Source organism: Gemmatimonadaceae bacterium, assembly GCA_036273715.1.
In the GTDB taxonomy this organism is placed as follows: Bacteria; Gemmatimonadota; Gemmatimonadetes; order Gemmatimonadales; family Gemmatimonadaceae; genus JADGGM01.
On record DASUHB010000069.1, the window covers coordinates 57060 to 75162 of the forward strand.

Sequence of the window (18103 nt, forward strand, 5' to 3'; positions counted from 1 at the left end):
AGGAGACGGGCCCGGGTGCCGCAAGCGCACTTCCGTGTTTGCCGCGTCGCCCCTCACCCGCTTTGCGTGCTTCCGATTCACCCGCCCGCTGCTCCCTTTCACCTCCTCGGAAGGTATCTGTGACGGAAATAGCATCACCCGCGTGGCTTGCCGGTGAGAAATCCAGAGAAATTTTTGACGCGGAGCAGGAGTTTCTTGCGCCAGGTGCGCAGAGCTTCGCGTTGTTCAGCAAAATTTGCATCGACCATGGCGAAGGCGCGTTGCTGTTCGATGTCGACGGAAACCGCTACATCGACCTCATGGCGGGCATCGGCGTGGCGAGTCTCGGCTACGCGCATCCGCGGTACGTGGCCGCTCTCCAGAAACAGATCTCGCGGATCCACGTCGGCAGCTTCACGTCGGAGAATCGCTCCGTGCTCGTGCGCATGCTCGCCGAGCTCGCACCAGGCGATGTGAATCGCACGCAGTTCTATTCGAGCGGCGCCGAGGCGGTGGAGTCCGCCCTGCGACTCGCCAAGTCGTACACGGGCAAAGATGAATTCGTGGGCTTCTGGGGCGGCTTCCACGGCAAGACCGCGGGCGTGCTTCCCCTGTTGGGCAGCACCTTCAAGCACGGACTCGGCCCGCTCATGCCGGGCCGGTATTCGTCGCCCTACGCCTCGTGCTCGCGCTGCCCGTTCGAGAAAAACTTCCCGGCGTGCGATTGGGCGTGCGTCGATTTCCTGCGCAAGAAGATCGAGCTGGAAACGGCGGGCAACATTGCCGCCATCATCGTCGAGCCGATCCAGGGGACAGCCGGCAACATCGTACCGCCCATTGGATTCCTGAAGGCGTTGCGCGAGCTCGCTGACGAGTTGGATGCGCTGCTCATTGCCGACGAGATGATCACGGGCTTCGGCCGCACGGGCAAAATGTGGGGCGTCGAGCACGAAGGGATCGTCCCGGACATCATGAGCGTGGGCAAGGGATTCGGCGGCGGGTTTCCCATGAGCGGCTTGCTCATTCGCGATGAAGTCGCCTTCGCGAAGCCGTGGGCCAATCCGAGCGGCAGCTCGTCGAGTTACGGCGGCAACCCGATGGCGGCCGCGGCGGCGCGCGCCACGCTCGAAACGATCCTCGAGGAGAACCTCGTAGCCCACAGCCGCGATCTCGGCGAGAAGATGATGACCGAGATGCAGAAGTGGGAAAGCGAGATTCCGATCGTGAGCGACGTGCGCGGACGCGGGCTCATGATCGGCATGGACCTCGTGGTCCCCGGCACGCGGACGCTGCTCGACAAGAAGATCACGCGGTGGATCTTCGACACGCTGCTGTCGCGGGGCGTGCTGGCGATGATCTACAACCCCGAGGTGCGCATCAATCCGCCGTTAGTCATTCCGGAAGACCTGGCGATGGATGCGTTGGCCACCATGAAGGACGTGTTGACGGAGGCAGCGGACATGGCGGTGCGCAGTTGAGACCGACGCCGACGTCCGCGACGCGGATTGGCGAGCTCACTCCACATCCATCGGCGCCGGGACACATCCCGGCGCCGCGCGTCTATCGGGGCGCGGTCATCGGCCTGGGCGGTATCGCGCGCAACGCGCATCTGCCGGGGTTCGAGCGCGATCCGTTAGTCAGCACGCGGTTCAAGATCGTCGCGACCATGGACGGCGGTCCGGGCGTCGCACCGATGCCGAACGTTGCGCACTTCACCCGGCTCGATGCGATGCGCGACGCGGGGCACATCGATTTCGTGGACATCTGCACGCCCACGGCATCGCATCTCGAGATCACGCTGTGGGCGCTCGAGCAGGGCTATCACGTAATGTGCGAGAAGCCGGTGGCGTTGAATCGCGCCGAAGCGGCCCGCATCTCGTCGGCTGCGCGCGCAGCCGGTCGCGTCGTGATGCCGTGCCACCAGTACCGGTACAACCCCGTGTGGCTCAAAGTGCGCGAATGGCTGCACCACGGCGCCATTGGACGCTGGCATCTGGCGGAGTTCCAGGTGCATCGCATGATGGCCGACCGCGGGACGGGCGCCGCGACCGAGACGCCGTGGCGCGGCCTCGCCGAGCACAGTCGCGGCGGCGTGCTGCTCGACCACGGGACGCATCTCATCTACCAGATGCTCGATGCCGCGGGAATGCCCGAGTCGGTGCGCGCATGGACGGGACAGCTGCGCCACTCCGATTACGACGTCGAGGACAGCGCGCAACTCCTGTTCGAGTATCCGGAGCGGTTAGGCGTGATGTTCCTCACCTGGGCGGCGCGGCACCGCGAGAACCGCGTGCGGTTCGTCGGCGAGCACGGCGCGATCGAATGGGTGGGCGGCATTCTGCGCCTCGAGCGCGAGGGCGAGGTGACGTCCTACGATTATTCGGCGGAGTTGGACAAGTCGTCGTATCCCGGGTGGTTTGCCGGATTGTTCGGCGCCTTCGCCAGCGCCATGGACACGGGAGCGGCCGAGCCGCATCTCGAGGACATCCGCAATGTGGCGGCGGTGCTCGAGGCGGCGTACCGGTCCGCGGCGAGCGGCTGCCGGGTCAGCGACCTGTAGCGCTCTTCGCCTAACTGGCGAGAACCAGGAACACGTCGTAGAGGGCGTGGGTCCAGGCGTCGATGCCGAACCCGCGCCAGAGATAGATCGCGCTGAAGAACACGCCGCTGATCGCGCGGAACACGAACGACTGCAGCGTGAACTGGTCGCCGAGGGCGCCCACGTAATGGGCGGTGGAGAACAACAGCGCGCCCACGAGCGTGGCGAACACGTTGGCTGCGCCCGGCCGCCATCGAAATGCGCGTCGCGCCAGCAGTGCGAGCGCCGACACCAAAATCACCCGGAACAGCAGCTCCTCGTACAACCCGGCGCCGAGCGATACCATGATGCGCGTTGGCGTGTCGAGCGTCTGCATGGGCGCGATACTCGCCGCGCCGAACACGCCGAGCAGGCGCGCCGTGATCGTGCCGACGATCACGCCGAACACGAGCGCGAGCAGCACCGATTCCACGCTCATGCCGAGGAAAATGCGCCCGCGCATGGCGTGGAATCCGCCGTGCGACTCGAGGTCGCGGCGCACGAGCCACACGCACACCGCGATGAGCACGATCTCGAACACGAGCGGCCCGTGCCGGCCGGCGACGAGCGAGAAGACCGACTTGAGGATGACGTCCGCGCCGTTCCGGACGCCCCGCGTTTCGCGCATCGGCAGGAACGCCGCCATGCCCTCGTAGAGGAGCAATAGCGGGAGCGCGAAGATGAGGCTGTATCTCGACTGGCGCGTCGCGCGCCAGTAGCTGGACGCGCCTCGCGAGGGAACGGCAGGAGCGGGCATGGGGAGCAGCGACGCGAGGCCGCCGCGGCTAGAGGATCACGGTGCGGCGCCGGCTCGCCCGCTCACGCCTAACGAGCCGGATGCTCGAGCTCCGGCGCCTCGTACACCGTCACGCCGTGGCGCGAGTTGGCGATGTTCTTGCCTTTAATCACCGCGCCCCCGATCAGCAGTATGCCGATGATGAAAAGCACGAGACCGGACGTGAATTTGCGCAAGCCGACGGCGTACGCGAACGCGAAGACGATCACGCACGCACCGAGAGCGTAGAACAGGACCAGGGGCCAGAGCACGGCGCCTCCGAAAGGATCAGATCGAGCCGGGCGCGGTTCGTCCGCGCGACCGTCCGGAAACTGTGCGCACGACGGCAGAAAGGAAAGGGGGCACGCGCGGGCTCGCACCCGCTCCGCTACACGATGTTGTGCGCGACGGCGTAGCGCATCAGCGCGGCGTTGCTGCTCAGGCCGAGTGTCTTCTTGATGCGCGTCTTGTGAAACTCCACCGCTTTCTCGCTCACGCCCAACTCTTGTGCCACCTCGAACGTCGTGAGCCCCCGCCCGACCAGCTGCAACACCTCGAGCTGACGCGCCGTGAGCGGCGGCCCGTCCGTCGCCAGCGAGGTTGCGGCATCGGCCGACGTCGACGCACCGGCCGCACTCGCGAGGAGCGGCGTGACGTACGTCCGGCCGGCCAGCACTTCGCTCACCGCAAACCTGAGCTCCGCGCCCGACGCGAGCTTGAGGAGAAACGCGCGGGCGCCCGCGCGCAGCGCTTCGTCGGCGTAGAGGCGTTCGGCGTGCATGGTGAGAATGATGATGCGCTGGTCGGGACGCACGGCCCGCAGCTCGCGGGTCAACGTTAGGCCGTCTTTCCCGGGCAGCGAGATGTCCAGCATCACGAGGTCGGGATCGAGGCGCTCCACGGTTTCGACCACATCGCGTCCATCGTGGACGACGCCGACCACGTCGTTGTCGGGTTCGAGCAGCCCGCGCAGACCCTCGCAGAGCAGGCTGTGGTCGTCGGCGAGCAACAGGCGCGGTCGGGCGGTCATGCCGGCTGGTCGCCTAACGGAATCCACGCCACCACCCGCGTCCCCGCTCCCGGCCGCGACTGCACCGCCACGCGGCCGCCGAACTGGCGCGCGCGCTCCGTGATGCTCGTGAGGCCGATCCCCCCGGCGCCGTTTCCGGCGGCTCCCGGCGGCGCTCCGGTGTCGAAGCCGACGCCGTTGTCTTCGATCACGAGCTGCACGCCGCCATCCGACCGCGCCAGGCGCACGATCGCGCTCGACGCCCCGGCGTGCTTCACGACGTTGCGCAGCGACTCCTGCGCAATCCGGTAGAGTCCTGCGGCGATCGCGGGCGGGACGTCCACCGGACTGCGGTCGAGATCCAGCCCTACGCGCAGACGCGAGGCAGTCCACATCTCTCCGGCCAGCGTGGACAGTGCCGCCGGGAGGCCGAGATGATCGAGCACCGGCGGATGCATGCGGTGCGCGAGCGCGCGAATCTCATCGGCGAAGTCCACGAGCTCGGCGCGCAGGCCGCGCACGCGCCGCTCGAATTGCCGGTCGCCATCGTGCGAGAACGCCGCCAGGTCGTCTAACGACTGGCCGAGCAGCGCGACGCGCTGAATCACGTCATCGTGCAGCTCGCGCGCGATCCGCGCGCGTTCTTCTTCCTGCGCGGCGAGCAGCTTGCCGCTGAAAGACCGCGTCGCCGTCAGGTATCGCCGCTGCTGGATGATGATCGACGCGACGATGGCCGCGGTCAGGATTCCAGCTGCCAGGGCGGCACCGACGAAGACCCACCAGAGCTCGGGTGACGCCGTTCGCACAAGATTCCCCACGTCGACAGCGAATAGGAGAGAATACTCACCACGCCGAAGGCCTGGAAGATCAGGTCGCTTCGCTCGTGCGTCGCGATCAGGATGTTGGCGATCGGGTTGAGCGCCACCTGGCTCCCCATGTCGATGATCATGCCGGCCGAAATCCAGAACCACGGCTGCCGCCAACCTGGCTCGGACGTTCGCGCTGATTTCGACACGAGCGTGAATGCCGCGACCGCCAGTACGAGCAGATAGCTCATCGGTCCCGCATACTGGCTCAGGCGGTCGAGTCGTTCAACGAATAATTGCAGCACCAGCCACACCACGGCGTAGATCGGAATGACGAGCACGATGGCCCGACGCGCCATCTCGCTGTCCTGCCAGAGCGAAAACGCCCAGAGCAGGAGCGCGGCCTCGAACGGCATGGTGAGATGCAACAGCCAGTTGTTGTTGTGGTGCAGGTGGATCAGCAGCACTTGCGCGAGATCCTCGCAGAACCACAAGACGAACAGGGCGACCACCAGGCGTGATGGACGCGACAAGCTCCGTCCAACCATCACGCCCGCGACGACCGGCAGCAGCTCGGCGAGGATGGCCAGCTTGTCCACCAGCCCCGCCTCAGCCGCCTAACGTCGTGCCGCTGCAGTTCGGCGGACACGGCAGGTGATTCTCGATGACCGGTCCGTCGAGCATGTCTACGTGCTCTCCGGTCACGCCGATGAAGACCAGCGTCGCCTTCCCGCTCGCGTCGCGACCGTGATAAAAGCGAAGGCCCGCGCATCCGGGCTGCGCCAGTATCTCGTCGAACGCCTCGCGAGCGAAATAGCCGCACCGCTCGCTGCCCGCCGGCGCCGTGCGGTGATGGTTCTGCACGAGCTGCTTCGCGACGTCGAGGGAAATGCCGTGGTCGTGCTTGCGCGGGGACATAACTCCTCCTGCGAGGGAGACGGCCGATACGCGCCGCGTCGTGCGCTCGACCGGAATCGAAACGATGCACGAGTACTCCTAACGACAAACAGCGATCGGAGCAACTAGGGTTTTCCCTAGTTCTTCGCGCTAGGCAATTTGGCAGCTTGCGCGCATCTCCCGGCCGTTGCTTCGTGTGGCCGCGCAGAACGGTGGCGACGACGCAGGAGCAACGGAGACGTCCCGATGACCATGCTGGCAGAGCAGTTTCAGATCTCGAGCGCCCATCCCGTGGACCCCGATGTGGTGAGTCCAACGCTGGGACACAGGCGCCAGAGCCCAACGACATCCATGTGGCCCGATCCTCGCGACGACCAGCGGCGTCCCGCGCTCACGCTCGATCACGAGGCGGCCGGCGCGGCCTCGCCGGCGCGGGCCCTGACCCAGTTCGACGTCGAGCTGCACGAGCTGACCGAGCCGCAGCGGCGCGTGTTGCGCCTGATGCTGACCGGCGCGCGGATCGCGCTGGTGGCGGGCGCCGCGGGCGAAGGACGGCGCGCCGTGTCCCGATGGTTAGGCGCCGAGCGCGTCTATCTCCCGGCGCTGCGGGCCATCCAGCGGGACATCGATCCGGCGTCGCGCGCCCGGCTGCACGGCTACGTGACGCGCGAGCTGGTGTGGGAGAACGACGAGTCGCTCGACGCCGAGGCCTGGGCGACGCTGGCCGTGATTCGCGCGTTAGGCCGACTGGATGCGGAAACGAATCTCCTCGAGCCATCCGTGTTGCGCGCCACGTTCTGGAGCACGACCAAACCGTAGCGGCGCACCGCCGCGGCCCCAGCCGCTTCGGGAGGGGGCCGCGGGGTGTGTGTAGGACCCACGGGGCATGCGGCTCTCGCCACGGAGAGCCCATGTCCCGTGGTTGCGTTCGTGCTGCGTTAGGCAGCCGCCGTCAATTCTTGCACGCCGCGGCCGTCAGCACGTCGATCCGGCCATGCCCGTAGAGCGGATCGACCACTTTGCCGGTCGGGTGATCCGCCGAGGATTCGATGCAGGCCGTGAGATGCCCAACGCTTTCACCCTTCGCGAAATCCGACACCACCACCGCCGCTTCGCCCGCGACGTGCGGCGAGGCGAAACTGGTTCCGGCGGCGAAGACGTACGAGATCTCGCCCGCGCACTGCGGCACCGCCGTCGCTGCGCACGCCGAAATGATGAGATCCTGAAGCACACTGCCCTGCACCTCGTCGCCGCCCGGCGCAAACACATCGACGCCCGGGAATCCCAGGTTCGAGTACGAGGCGATCCGATCGAAGTCCTGCTGAGCCACCGGCGCCGTGGCGCCTGCCGAAATCACCCCGGGAATCTCGGCGGGAATCTCCATCACGTGGGGACCCGCCGTCGACAGATTGACGGCATTGTTGCCCGATGCCGCCACCGGCACCGTTCCATTCTTGATCGCGAAATTGATGGCGCGCGTGACCGCATCCACCAGGTGCACGTCGTCCGGTCCCTTGATCGTTTCCAGCGCACCGAGGCTCATGTTGATTACGTTCGCGCCGTGAGTGGCCGCGTAGACGATCCCGGCGATGACACTGCTGAAGGATCCCATCCCGTTCTTGTCGAGCACCTTGACCATGCACAGCTTCGCATCGGGCGCGACCGACGCGATGCCGAGTCCGTTCGACGAAATCAGCGCCGATACGAACGTGCCGTGGAAATTGTGGTCGATAATGTCGGGCTCGCTGGGGACGAACGACGTGCTGATGCCGAGATCGACTTTCCCCTGGAGATCGAGGTGGTTGGGATCGATGCCGCTGTCGAGCACGCACACGAGCGTGCCGTTGCCCTGGTTCGAGGCGAGATACGCCTGGTCGGCTTTGATCTGCCGGATGTTCCACTGGAACGCCTGGAAGAAGAAGGCGCCGGTTTGATCCGACTGTGCCTGGGTCGGCGTTCCGAGGATCTGCTCCCGCGGCGGAATCATCGCGACCTCGGGATCGGCCTGGAGGCCGTCGACGTCGCTGCGATTCGCGATGACGGCCGCGGCGGCATCGCTCAACCCGCTCACCGTGACGACGTTGATCTCGGGCACCGCGCGCACGAGGTGCCCGCCTAACGATTGCACCTGCGCCACCAGGCCGGCCATCGAGGTGGCACCCTGCTTCATGACGATCAGGCGCTGCGGCGGCGCCCCGGCGCCGAGATCCGCGCGGACGCTTTCGCCTAACGATGGCGCCGTGGGCAGGTCGCTGCACGCGGCCGCGCCGGCGGCGGCGAGCAGAACGGTCACGGCGCGCAAATTTCGCGGAATGAATCGCATACAGAACCCTCCGCAACGATGAGTGGTGGCCGGCCGGACGCGGCGGAGAGGCCCGCACGCGATTGCGCGGTGGTTGCTGATATGCGCGATCCAGAAGGCCTGTCAAGTCAGGACCAATGCCGGCGACGCGCCGCACGCGACGACCCTCCATCCGCTGTCCTAACGGTGCGCCGCCGGCGGAACTGACGCACGCAACCGCCCTCGGCGGTCCGTAGTTCACCGCCCGATACCCGGCGTTCGCCAAGCCCCGACCGGCACGAGCGGTCCGAGTCCGGCCGCCACTACCCTCGCCGGCGCCGCAGCAGGCCTGCATTGAAAGATGGCGGACACAAGAGTATCGTGGCGAGCGCGGCGGAACCGTCCCGCGACGCGGCGCGAGCGGCGTACCCGCGCTATGTTAGGTGCGCTGCACCAAATCGCCGAGGCACGCGTCCCGGCCCACCCCCGCTCTTTCGTCTTTAACCACGGCGCCAACGAGGAGACCCACCATGCGCGAGTATATCACGGAGTGCATCGGTACCTTCTTTCTCGTATTCACCGTATGCCTGACCGTGCTGAACGGTACGCCGGGAGCGCCGCTCGCCATCGGCGTGTCGCTGATGATCATGGTGTACATGGGCGGCCACATCTCGGGCGGCCATTACAATCCGGCGGTCACGCTCGCGGTCTGGATGCGCGGAAAACTGAGCGGCTCGCAGGTGGTACCGTACTGGATCGCCCAGCTCATCGGCGCCATTATCGCGGGACTCATCTCGTATTTCATCATGGGGAAGTCGTTTGTCGTGGCGCCCGCGCCGTCGGCGACCACGCTGCAGGTGCTGGTGATCGAGTTCCTGTTCACGTTCGCGCTCTGTCTCGTCGTGCTGCAGACGGCGACGAATCCGAAAACCTCGGGCAATTCGTACTACGGACTTGCCATTGGCCTAACGATTACCGCCGGCGTGTACGCGGGCGGCGGCGTCTCGGGCGGCGCGTTCAATCCAGCGGTCGGCACGGGTCCGGCGATCGCGAGCATGATCACGGGCGGCGGTACGATGTCGCACGTGTGGCTCTACATCGTCGGCGGATTGCTCGGCGGCGCGGCCGCGGCGGCGGTCTACAAGGTGCAGAGTCCGGAAACCTGACACATCCGAGCGGCGCCTCGCCGGCATCGGCGAGCGCGCTGCGCTGCGTGACGTTCTTCTTCGAGGCAGTCGATGGTCGTGCGACGCGTCGTGGTGGGAGTCGATTTCAGCGCCGAGTCGGTGGCGGCCGTGCGTTGGGCCGCACGGGAACTCGCTGCCGATGCGGAGCTCGTGCTCGTGCACGCGGTGGACGTACCGGAGGCGCCGCATTTTCTGCGCGGCCGCTTTCCGCCGCGTGAGACGCTCGCCGGCACGGCGCATCAGGGCGCCGACCGCCAGCTCCGCGAGCTCAGCGCATCGCTCGGCGTGCAACGCATCTGGCTCGAAGTCCGCGATGGACGCGCCGACGAAGTCGTCGGTGCGGTGGCCGCGGAGTACGGCGCCGATCTGGTCGTGACCGGCGCGCACGGCAAGCGAAGCGGCGTGCTCAAGCGGTTAGGCAGCACGGCCGAGCGCGTCGCGCGCGCGGCGCCGGCGCCGGTGATGCTGGCGCGCGAACCGCTGCCCGTCACACCATCGACCGTGCTCGTGGCGATGGATGAGGCGGGCCTCACGCCCGGCTTGCAACGGTGGACCGCGTTCCTCGCCGCGCGCTTCGACGCCGCGGTCACCGGCTTTCACGTGGTGAGCGAGAGTGTGCTCGGCACGCTGGTCTCGCTCGCCGCCATCGTGACGGGATCGCCGGAGCCGGAGATTCCGTCGTTAGGCGTCGGCGCGCTGGAAGATGCGCACGTCTGGATGCAGGAGCTCGTCCAGCACGGCTTCGACCGCACGCGCACCCGCGGCGAGGTCGCTTACGGCGACCCGGCCGATGAGATCGTGGCGGCCGCGACCCGTCTCTCCGCCCGGGTGATCGTGATGGGCCGCCACCGCGCGGGCGGCGTGCGCCAGACCCTGTTAGGCAGCGTGGCCGACCGCGTGCTGCGCGCGGCGCCGTGCTCCGTGCTCGTCGTTACCGAGCCGGGGGTCGACAGCGCGGTGTCCGGCGCCGAGCGGCCCGCCGCATGACCGCCGGAGCGAGAACCCGCCGCGCGGCATTCGACCTCCAGGCGGCCGCGCGGCGCGACATGACCGAGGCCGGCTTCACGCCCGACCTTCCAGCGGATGCGTCCAGACAACTGGCGGACATCGTCGCGCACCCGGCGCCTAACGATACCCCGGGCGTGCGGGACATGCGGAGCCTCCTGTGGTCGTCCATCGACAACGACGACACGCGCGACCTCGATCAGCTCGAGATCGCCGAGCCGCTCGACGGCGATGTCGTGCGCCTGCGCGTCGCCATCGCCGATGTGGACGCGCTCGTCGCCGCCGGCTCGCCGCTCGACCGCGCCGCCGGCGCCAACGCGACGTCCGTCTACCTGGGCGTGCACACGTTCACGATGCTGCCCGAAGCGCTATCGTACGACCTCACATCCCTGCGCGCGGACACGGACCGCCGCGCCATCATCGTCGAGGTCGACGTCGCGGGCGACGGAACCCTCGCCCGGTGCGACGCCTATGCCGCTCTCGTGCGCAACCATGCGCAGCTCGCCTATCCGAGCGTCGGCGACTGGCTCGAGGGACGGGGCCCGGCGCCTGCGCAGGTGGCAGCGAACCGCGCGCTCGCCGACCAGCTGCAGCTCCAGCACACGCTCGCCCAGCGCCTTCGCCGGCAGCGCGAATCGCACGGCGCGCTCGAGCTCGAGACGATCGAGGCCACCCCGGTCTTGTCTAACGGAACGGTCACCGACCTCGCGGTGGTGCGCATCAACGCCGCGCGCCTCGTGATCGAAGACTTCATGATCGCCGCCAACATGGCCATGGGGCGCTTCCTGCTCGCCCACCACCGGCCGGCCCTGCTCCGGCTCGTGCGATCGCCGGAACGATGGCCGCGCATCGTCCAGCTGGCGCATTCCCTGGGCGATACGCTGCCCGACACCGCGGACAGCGTCGCGCTGGCGGGATTTCTGGCGCGCCGCCGCGCGGCGGACCCGGACCACTTCCCCGATCTCTCGCTCACCATCGTCAAATTGCTCGGCCCCGGATCGTACGCGGTCACGTCGCCGGACGGCGCCGGGGGCGAGCACTTCGGACTCGCGGTCTACAACTACACGCACTCCACGGCGCCTAACCGACGCTACGCCGATCTCGTCATGCAGCGGTTGGTCAAGACCGCGTTGGCCGGCACGCCGGCGCCGTACGACGACGCGGCGCTGGAGCAGGTCGCCCAACACTGCACCGAACGCGAGGACGCCGCACGGAAGGTCGAGCGCCTGGCGCGCAAGCAAGCCGCAGCGGTGATGCTGCACGACCGCGTTGGCGAGACTTTCGACGGGATCGTGACCGGCGCCACACCGAAGGGCACGTTCGTCCGACTCCTGCGTCCGCCGGCCGAAGGCATGGTCATCAACCCGCCGCCGCACCTCGACGTCGGCGACCGCGTGCGCGCCAAACTCGTGGCGACGCGCCCGGAGCCCGGGTACGTCGATTTTCGCGTCGTCGATCACTGACGTCGGCGCGGCCCGAGCGACCGTCCCTCACATGGGACATCGCTCGACCCCCCTGAACGACAAATTGCGTTAGGCGAGGCGGCAGGCGCTCGCGGCGGCCCGATTCCATCTCGTTGTGGCGACGCAAGATGGCGCGCTGGCACGCCCCAGAAGGCGCGTATGCGCATCCGGGAATGGTCGTTGCCCGAGTGAATGCGTGGCAGTGGTCTTGTGCCATGCAGCACCTGAAACCGGAGAATGTTATGCGCTACCTTGCGTCGACGTTCGGCGCGCTCGCTCTTGCCGTCACGGCCGCGATTCCGTTGCACGCGGATCCGCCGGCCCGCGTTGCGCGCGTGAGTTACATCGAAGGCTCCGTGTCGCTCCGCCCGTCATCGGCGGATGACTGGACACAGGCGTCTCTCAACTATCCCATGACATCGGGCGACAACATCTGGACGGACCAGAGCTCGCGCGCCGAGCTGCAAGTCGGCTCGACCGCCATGCAGCTCGGGCCGCAAACCGCGCTCGGCGTCACCGACCTGGACGACACCCACTTCCAGCTCCGCGTGGACCAGGGTGAAGTCGAAATCCACGTCCGCCAGCTGTACGACAACGACGTGCTGGAGCTGGACACGCCTAACGAGACGGTCTCGCTGTCGCAGCCCGGCGACTATCGGGTCGATGTCTCGGCCGACGGCCAGACGAGCATCGTGACGGTGCGCGGCGGCCTGGCGAGCGTCGCCACGACGACGCAGTCGTTCACCGTGCAGGCCGAACAGAGTGCATCGATCACCGGCACCGACAACGCCACGTACGATCTCGCGGCCGCGCCGGCGTACGATGATCTCGACACGTGGAGTCAGGCGCGCGATCGCAGCGAGGACGATGCGGTCTCGCGTCAGTACGTATCCACCGAAATGACCGGTGCCGAAGATCTCGACGCGTACGGCACGTGGCGCTCCACGCCGCTCTATGGCGAAGTGTGGGTCCCGGCCAGCGTTCGCGCGGGCTGGGCGCCCTATCGCTACGGCCGCTGGGCGTTCGTGCAGCCATGGGGCTGGACCTGGGTCGATGACGCCCCGTGGGGCTTCGCGCCTTTCCACTATGGTCGTTGGGCGTACTACAGCGGCCAGTGGGTCTGGGTGCCGGGTGCCATCGTCGCCCGCCCGGTCTATGCGCCTGCGTTAGTCGCGTTCGTCGGCGGCTCGCACTTCGCGGCCGCGATCAGCTTCGGCGGCGAAGGCGGCGTGGCGTGGTTCCCGCTCGCGCCGGGTGAGGCGTACGTGCCCTCGTACCGGGTGAGCGATCGCTACGTGCACGACGTGAACGTGACCAACGTGCACGTCACCAACATCAAGGTGCGCAATATCAACGTGACCAACATCCACTACGTCAACGAGCGCGTGGATGGCGGCGTCACCGCGGTCCCGCGCCGCGCGTTCGAGAACGCCCAGCCGATCGCGCGCGTGGCCACCATCGTGCACCCGCGGGACGCGCTCGCCGGCACGGTCATCTCGCATACGGCGCCCATCGCGCCCACGCCGGCCAGTCGGTTAGGCCGCGCGCCCGGCGATGCACGCCTCGCGGTCCGGCCGCCCGCCACCACGTTCACCCGCCGCGTCGTCACGCACACCGCGGATCCGAAGGTCGTCGCGCGCACACCAGTGCCCGTCGTGCGACCCGAGCCGGCGCGCGCCCCGGTCGCCGTCACGCGGCCCACGAGTCCGTCTAACGGAAACCACGAGCTGCACGCGGCGCCCGTGAAAACGGTGCCGGCCGCCCGCGCCGCAAGGCCGGTCATCGCGCAGCCCGCACGGCCAACGCCGGTGGTTGCGCAGCCGGCACGGCCCGCGCCGGTGGCGGACCGTCCGGTTCAGCCCGAACCCGCGGTCTCGCGCCCGGGCATCATCGCCCTGACGCCGAAGCAGCAGAGTCAGGCGGATACACGCGTCCGTGCCGAGCCGGCGACCGCGATCGGCACACCCGCGCGGCCGGAACTCGCTCGACCCGTGGCGACGCCAGTGCGGTCGGAACCCAACCGGCCAACGGGCACGCCCGCCCGGCCGGAACTGAGTCGACCGGTTGCACCGACTCCTCCGCGCGAGGTCGCGCAGCCTCGCATCACTCGGGCGCCCGCTCGGATGACACGGCCCGAGCCCATGACGGCAGGACGCGTGGTTGCGCAGCCCGCGGTGCAGCATGAAGCGCAGCCGCGTGTGGCGCAGGAGCCGCGCCAGATGCAGCCGCGTGTAATGCAGCAACCGAACGAAACGCAGTCGCACGACGTACAACCGCGCGAGCACGCGCCCGCGCCCAAACAAGATCGTGGCAAGGACATGCGGCACCCGTCGCACTGATCGACGCAGCTACCGCGGCGCGCTCGCCGCGCACGAGACTGGAATTGCAGTTGAGGCTTCGGTATGATGCCACGTGCATCTACCGAAGCCTCGCTGCATCGCGACCGGTCACTCGCGCCGTCCGTGACCGATACCGCTTCTCCGGCAGCCACGCTCGGCGCCAATCGCCGACCGCTCACCGTCATGTACGTCGATCTCAACACGCAGTGGCGTGGCGGACAGCGCCAGATCCTCTGGATGGCCGAAGGATTGCGGCGGCACGGAGGTCGCCCGCTGCTCGCGCTTCGACCGCACGCCATCCTCGCCCAACGCGCGCGCGCCGCGGGTCTCGAGATCGTGCCGATCGATCCGCTCATCGCCGAGTGGGGACCGATGACCGTGATGCGCCTCAGGCGCACCGTGGCCGCGGAGGGCGTGGACATTCTGCATCCGCAATGCGGCCACAGCATGGCGCTGTCGGCCTTGGCTGCGTTGGGCACGCGGACCCGCGTCGTTTTTGCCCGGCGCGTCACGTCTCCGCTCCGGCGCGGTGCCGCCACTCGACTCAAGTATGGACGTGCCGACCACTTCATCGCCGTCTGCCGCGCCGCGGTGCCGGCCCTGCTCGAGGCCGGCATCGACGCCGGCCACGTCGATGTGGTGTACAGCGGCGTGGATCTCACGCGCTCGATCGAGCCCGCGAGCCGCACCACGCTGGCCGAGCTCGGCGTGCCTAACGGACCGCTGGTGGTGATGGTCGGCGCCCTCACGCAGATGAAGGACCCGCTCACGTTCGTGCGCGCGGTGGACGTCGCGCGGCGCTCCGTCCCGACCATGCACGCCCTGCTCGTGGGCGACGGTCCGCTCCGGCCGCACGTCGAAGCGCTCATCCGCGAGTTGGACCTCGAGCACACGCTGCGCCTCGCGGGCTTCCGCTCGGATGCCGATGCGCTCATGTGCGCCGGCCAGGTGGTCGTGCTCAGCTCCGATGCGAGCGCCGAAGGCATCGGCGGTGTCGTGATCGACGCCATTTCATTCGGGCGTCCGGTCGCCGCAACCGCCGCCGGCGGCGTGCCGGAAGTGATCGAGAACGAACGCACCGGCTTGCTCGTACCGGTGGGCGATGCACAGGCGCTTGGCCACGCCATCGTGCGCCTTCTCACCGAGCCCGAGCTCGCGGCGCGCCTCGTCGCGGCGGGACTCGAACGATCGCGCGACTTCTCGATCGACAACACAGTGAACGGCACGATAGCGGTCTACAAGAAGCTGCTCGAGACAAACGCGTGACAGCGGAGACCGCAGAGCCGCGCCGCCTCACGATCCTTGAGCTCGATACCGAGCGCGGCTGGCGGGGCGGCGAGCGTCAGCTGCTCTGGCATGCGCATGTCCTTTCGCGCCTCGGACACCGCGCGCTCATTGCGGCACGTCCCGGCGAGTCGCTCGCCCAACGGGCGCAGACGCTCGGCATCCCCGTCATCCCAGTCGCGCCAGTCATGGAGCTCGACCCGCGGGCCGCGTGGACCCTGCGGCGAGTGATTCGACGCGAACATGTAGACATCGTGCACTCGCACACCGCGCACGGTGTGGCGTTGGGCGCGCTCTCGTGCGTCGGCACCAACGCCAAGCTCGTGATTACCCGCCACTCGGATTTCCGCCCGCGCTCGAATGCAGGCTCCCGGTGGAAATACGGGCGCGTCGATGCCCTGCTCGCCATTTCGAGCGCCGCCAGGAACGCCATGGTCGCAAGCGGAATGTCGCCTGCATCGATCACCATCGTGCGCGGCGGGTCCGACCAATCGACGCCAATCGCGCCCGCACCCGAGTCGACCCTGCAATCGCTCGGCGCGACGCCCGGTTCGCCACTCGTCGTCCAGGTGTCACAGCTGGTTCAGCACAAGGACCCGCTGACCTTTGTCGGAGCCATCGACACGGCGCGGGTACAGGTCCCGAACCTGCGCGCCATTCTCGTGGGAGACGGGCCCCTGCGCCCCAGCGTCGAGCGCGCGGTCGCCCAACGCGGCCTGGGCGAGCACCTTCGCGTGGCCGGGTACCGTACGGATGCCGACGCGCTTCTCGCCGCCGCCAACGTCGTGACGCTGAGCTCCGAGGAGGACGCGCTGCCGAGCGTTCTGTTCGACGCGCTGTTTTGTGGAAAACCCATCTGCGCCACGAGTGCGGGCGGAGTACCCGAAATCATTGAGCACGGGGTGTCCGGACTTCTGTCACCCGTCGGCGACGCGCCGGCGTTGGGCGCCTCGATTGCCAGTGTGCTAACGGATCCGAGTCTCGCAAGGGCGCTTGCCGTGGGGGCTCGCGCCCGAGCAAGCGAGTTCTCGATCGAGCGAAGCGTTGGGCGCACGATCGCGGTGTACGAGCGCCTTCTGGGAGCTCCGATCGTCGGCGCCATACATGACACTTAACGTTACATATGATAGATTAACAGTTCTCGTAGCAATGACTTAAGAAGTTGTAAACAATCGCATCAGCAGCACGCTATTTGTGGTTGCCGGGGTGACACGCGGCGCGCGGTTTTCGTCCCTCTGACGAGGGGCTGCCCGTGCGAATCGCGCGCGGGACGGCGCCCTGCTTCGGGTCGCAAGCGCAGCCGTCGAGCGTGTCATGCAACAGCTTTCCGTTAGAAGGTCTTCCGGCTCCGCCGGGCCGCGATCGAGCAAGCTCATCTGGACAGCGTTGCTGCTCTTTCTCTCGCCGTCGCCAGCCGTTGCCGCACAGCAAAGCGACCTCGAGGTAGGCACCGTAGTCGCCGCCGGGAACGTGATCTGGGTGCGCGCGACCAGGTCCGGCGCGGTCGAATTTTTCATGTCGCAGGGCTACCGCGACGCGCTGGCGCGGCCCTACGTGGTTGACGCAAATCGCCTCGCGCAATTCACCGACAGCGCAAAGGCGTTGCGAGCTCCGGCGACCGGTGTGGCCGACGCCAGAGCGGCGTCTGACACTGGGCTTGCCTTCGAGCGGTGGGTGGGCGCCGACAGCAGCGGACTCGAAATCCTGCGCGACGGGTCGACGATTCTTCGCGTATCCGAAACGCCGGCGCGCGAGCTGGTGGACCTGCTGTCGCGCGGTGCCGAGCTGGCCCGTCAGGTCTCGACGCCGGCGCGACCCGTGGCGTCCGTAGCCACGGTGCAGTCGACGGAGCGCGTCGCCAAGGCCACAGTGGAGCCGCTGTCGACTCTGGCTCCCGCTCCGGCGGCGGCGATCACTGTGAGACCGGAACCGGTGGCGCCCGAGGCACCCCCCGCGATTGCCCCTGAGCGCCCTGTGCTCTCCCCTGCGCTCATCCCTGTGCTCACGCCGTCCGTCGACGCCAATATCCTGCGCAGTGCGTCGCCAAGGGACGAGACGGGCACAAAGAGCGCGGGGGTCATCGTCGCGAACGTGGCAGCCGCCCCGCCGCCTCTCCTCATGCCAGTCGACAAGCACGTCGACACGCCGCTCGGTCCGTTCGTCGTCCCGGCCGCAAAGCTCGTCGACCACGACACGCAGATCAACTACTGCTACACCGAGTTAGGCCTGCGCTACGACCGGCGTCTCACCGGTACGGTGACGGTCCGCGTGAGCCTGAATGACGCCGGCGCTCCCGACACGGTCGAGGTGACCAAGCGCACCTGGGACGGGGTCGCGGCGGCTGAAGTCGAGTCGTGCATGCGGGCGCTCATCGAGGACTGGTCGTTCGAGGATCGACTGCCGCCGGACTCGCGCACCGTCGAGCTGCACTTCACGCTCACGCCTGCCATGCACACCGCCACGACTGACGGTGCGCCGACGCCTGCCCAGCCGCATTGAC

The 18103-nt window shown here is 68.0% G+C and carries 17 protein-coding genes; 10 read left to right on the forward strand and 7 right to left on the reverse strand.

What is annotated here, in order from left to right:
- The first annotated feature begins 119 nt into the window (after nt 1–119).
- A complete protein-coding gene (locus VFW04_16210; GenBank protein HEX5180875.1) occupies nt 120–1457 on the forward strand; it encodes an aspartate aminotransferase family protein in 1338 nt (445 codons plus the stop codon).
- Nucleotides 1454–2539, forward strand: a complete 1086-nt coding sequence (locus VFW04_16215; GenBank protein ID HEX5180876.1) for a Gfo/Idh/MocA family oxidoreductase — start codon at nt 1454–1456, stop codon at nt 2537–2539. The genes VFW04_16210 and VFW04_16215 overlap by 4 nt, the downstream gene beginning before the upstream one ends.
- A 10-nt stretch (nt 2540–2549) precedes the next feature.
- Here the strand turns inward: VFW04_16215 and VFW04_16220 are convergent, their stop codons facing one another.
- The 6 genes from VFW04_16220 to VFW04_16245 all read right to left on the reverse strand — a co-directional run bounded on the left by VFW04_16220 (nt 2550) and on the right by VFW04_16245 (nt 6065).
- On the reverse strand, nt 2550–3314 hold the full coding sequence (locus VFW04_16220; protein HEX5180877.1) for a CPBP family intramembrane glutamic endopeptidase: 765 nt from the start codon (nt 3312–3314) through the stop codon (nt 2550–2552).
- Between the two features lie 68 nt (nt 3315–3382).
- A complete protein-coding gene (locus VFW04_16225) occupies nt 3383–3604 on the reverse strand; it encodes a hypothetical protein (protein ID HEX5180878.1) in 222 nt (73 codons plus the stop codon).
- Nucleotides 3605–3720: 116 nt separating this feature from the next.
- Nucleotides 3721–4362, reverse strand: coding sequence for a response regulator transcription factor (locus VFW04_16230; protein ID HEX5180879.1), 642 nt, complete (start codon nt 4360–4362; stop codon nt 3721–3723).
- Complete coding sequence (locus tag VFW04_16235; GenBank protein ID HEX5180880.1) at nt 4359–5159, reverse strand: sensor histidine kinase; 801 nt, start codon at nt 5157–5159, stop codon at nt 4359–4361. The genes VFW04_16230 and VFW04_16235 overlap by 4 nt, the downstream gene beginning before the upstream one ends.
- Entirely contained in the window at nt 5081–5746 is a 666-nt protein-coding gene (locus tag VFW04_16240; GenBank protein HEX5180881.1) for a hypothetical protein, read from the reverse strand. Before VFW04_16240 ends, VFW04_16235 begins: the two co-directional genes overlap by 79 nt.
- A 10-nt stretch (nt 5747–5756) precedes the next feature.
- Nucleotides 5757–6065: a hypothetical protein gene (locus tag VFW04_16245; GenBank protein ID HEX5180882.1), complete on the reverse strand. Its 309-nt coding sequence runs from the start codon at nt 6063–6065 to the stop codon at nt 5757–5759.
- A 225-nt stretch (nt 6066–6290) separates the two neighbouring features.
- On the opposite strand from VFW04_16245, the gene VFW04_16250 reads away from it, so the two are divergent.
- Nucleotides 6291–6863 (forward strand): hypothetical protein, encoded by a 573-nt coding sequence (locus VFW04_16250; GenBank protein HEX5180883.1) that lies wholly within the window; start codon nt 6291–6293, stop codon nt 6861–6863.
- A gap of 133 nt (nt 6864–6996) precedes the next feature.
- Here VFW04_16250 and VFW04_16255 read toward each other — a convergent pair whose 3' ends face one another.
- Nucleotides 6997–8337, reverse strand: coding sequence for a S8 family serine peptidase (locus VFW04_16255; GenBank protein ID HEX5180884.1), 1341 nt, complete (start codon nt 8335–8337; stop codon nt 6997–6999).
- Nucleotides 8338–8855: 518 nt separating this feature from the next.
- On the opposite strand from VFW04_16255, the gene VFW04_16260 reads away from it, so the two are divergent.
- The 7 genes from VFW04_16260 to VFW04_16290 all read left to right on the forward strand — a co-directional run bounded on the left by VFW04_16260 (nt 8856) and on the right by VFW04_16290 (nt 18102).
- Nucleotides 8856–9491: an aquaporin gene (locus tag VFW04_16260; GenBank protein HEX5180885.1), complete on the forward strand. Its 636-nt coding sequence runs from the start codon at nt 8856–8858 to the stop codon at nt 9489–9491.
- A gap of 72 nt (nt 9492–9563) precedes the next feature.
- Nucleotides 9564–10499: a universal stress protein gene (locus tag VFW04_16265; GenBank protein HEX5180886.1), complete on the forward strand. Its 936-nt coding sequence runs from the start codon at nt 9564–9566 to the stop codon at nt 10497–10499.
- Entirely contained in the window at nt 10496–11980 is a 1485-nt protein-coding gene (locus VFW04_16270) for an RNB domain-containing ribonuclease (GenBank protein HEX5180887.1), read from the forward strand. The genes VFW04_16265 and VFW04_16270 overlap by 4 nt, the downstream gene beginning before the upstream one ends.
- A gap of 242 nt (nt 11981–12222) precedes the next feature.
- Nucleotides 12223–14319 carry a DUF6600 domain-containing protein gene (locus VFW04_16275; GenBank protein HEX5180888.1) on the forward strand — a complete coding sequence of 699 codons (2097 nt, stop codon included), beginning with the start codon at nt 12223–12225 and terminating at the stop codon, nt 14317–14319.
- A 123-nt stretch (nt 14320–14442) separates the two neighbouring features.
- Nucleotides 14443–15585 carry a glycosyltransferase family 4 protein gene (locus tag VFW04_16280; protein ID HEX5180889.1) on the forward strand — a complete coding sequence of 381 codons (1143 nt, stop codon included), beginning with the start codon at nt 14443–14445 and terminating at the stop codon, nt 15583–15585.
- On the forward strand, nt 15582–16718 hold the full coding sequence (locus VFW04_16285) for a glycosyltransferase family 4 protein (GenBank protein ID HEX5180890.1): 1137 nt from the start codon (nt 15582–15584) through the stop codon (nt 16716–16718). The genes VFW04_16280 and VFW04_16285 overlap by 4 nt, the downstream gene beginning before the upstream one ends.
- A 199-nt stretch (nt 16719–16917) precedes the next feature.
- A complete protein-coding gene (locus tag VFW04_16290) occupies nt 16918–18102 on the forward strand; it encodes a hypothetical protein (protein ID HEX5180891.1) in 1185 nt (394 codons plus the stop codon).
- The last annotated feature ends 1 nt before the right edge of the window (nt 18103 follow it).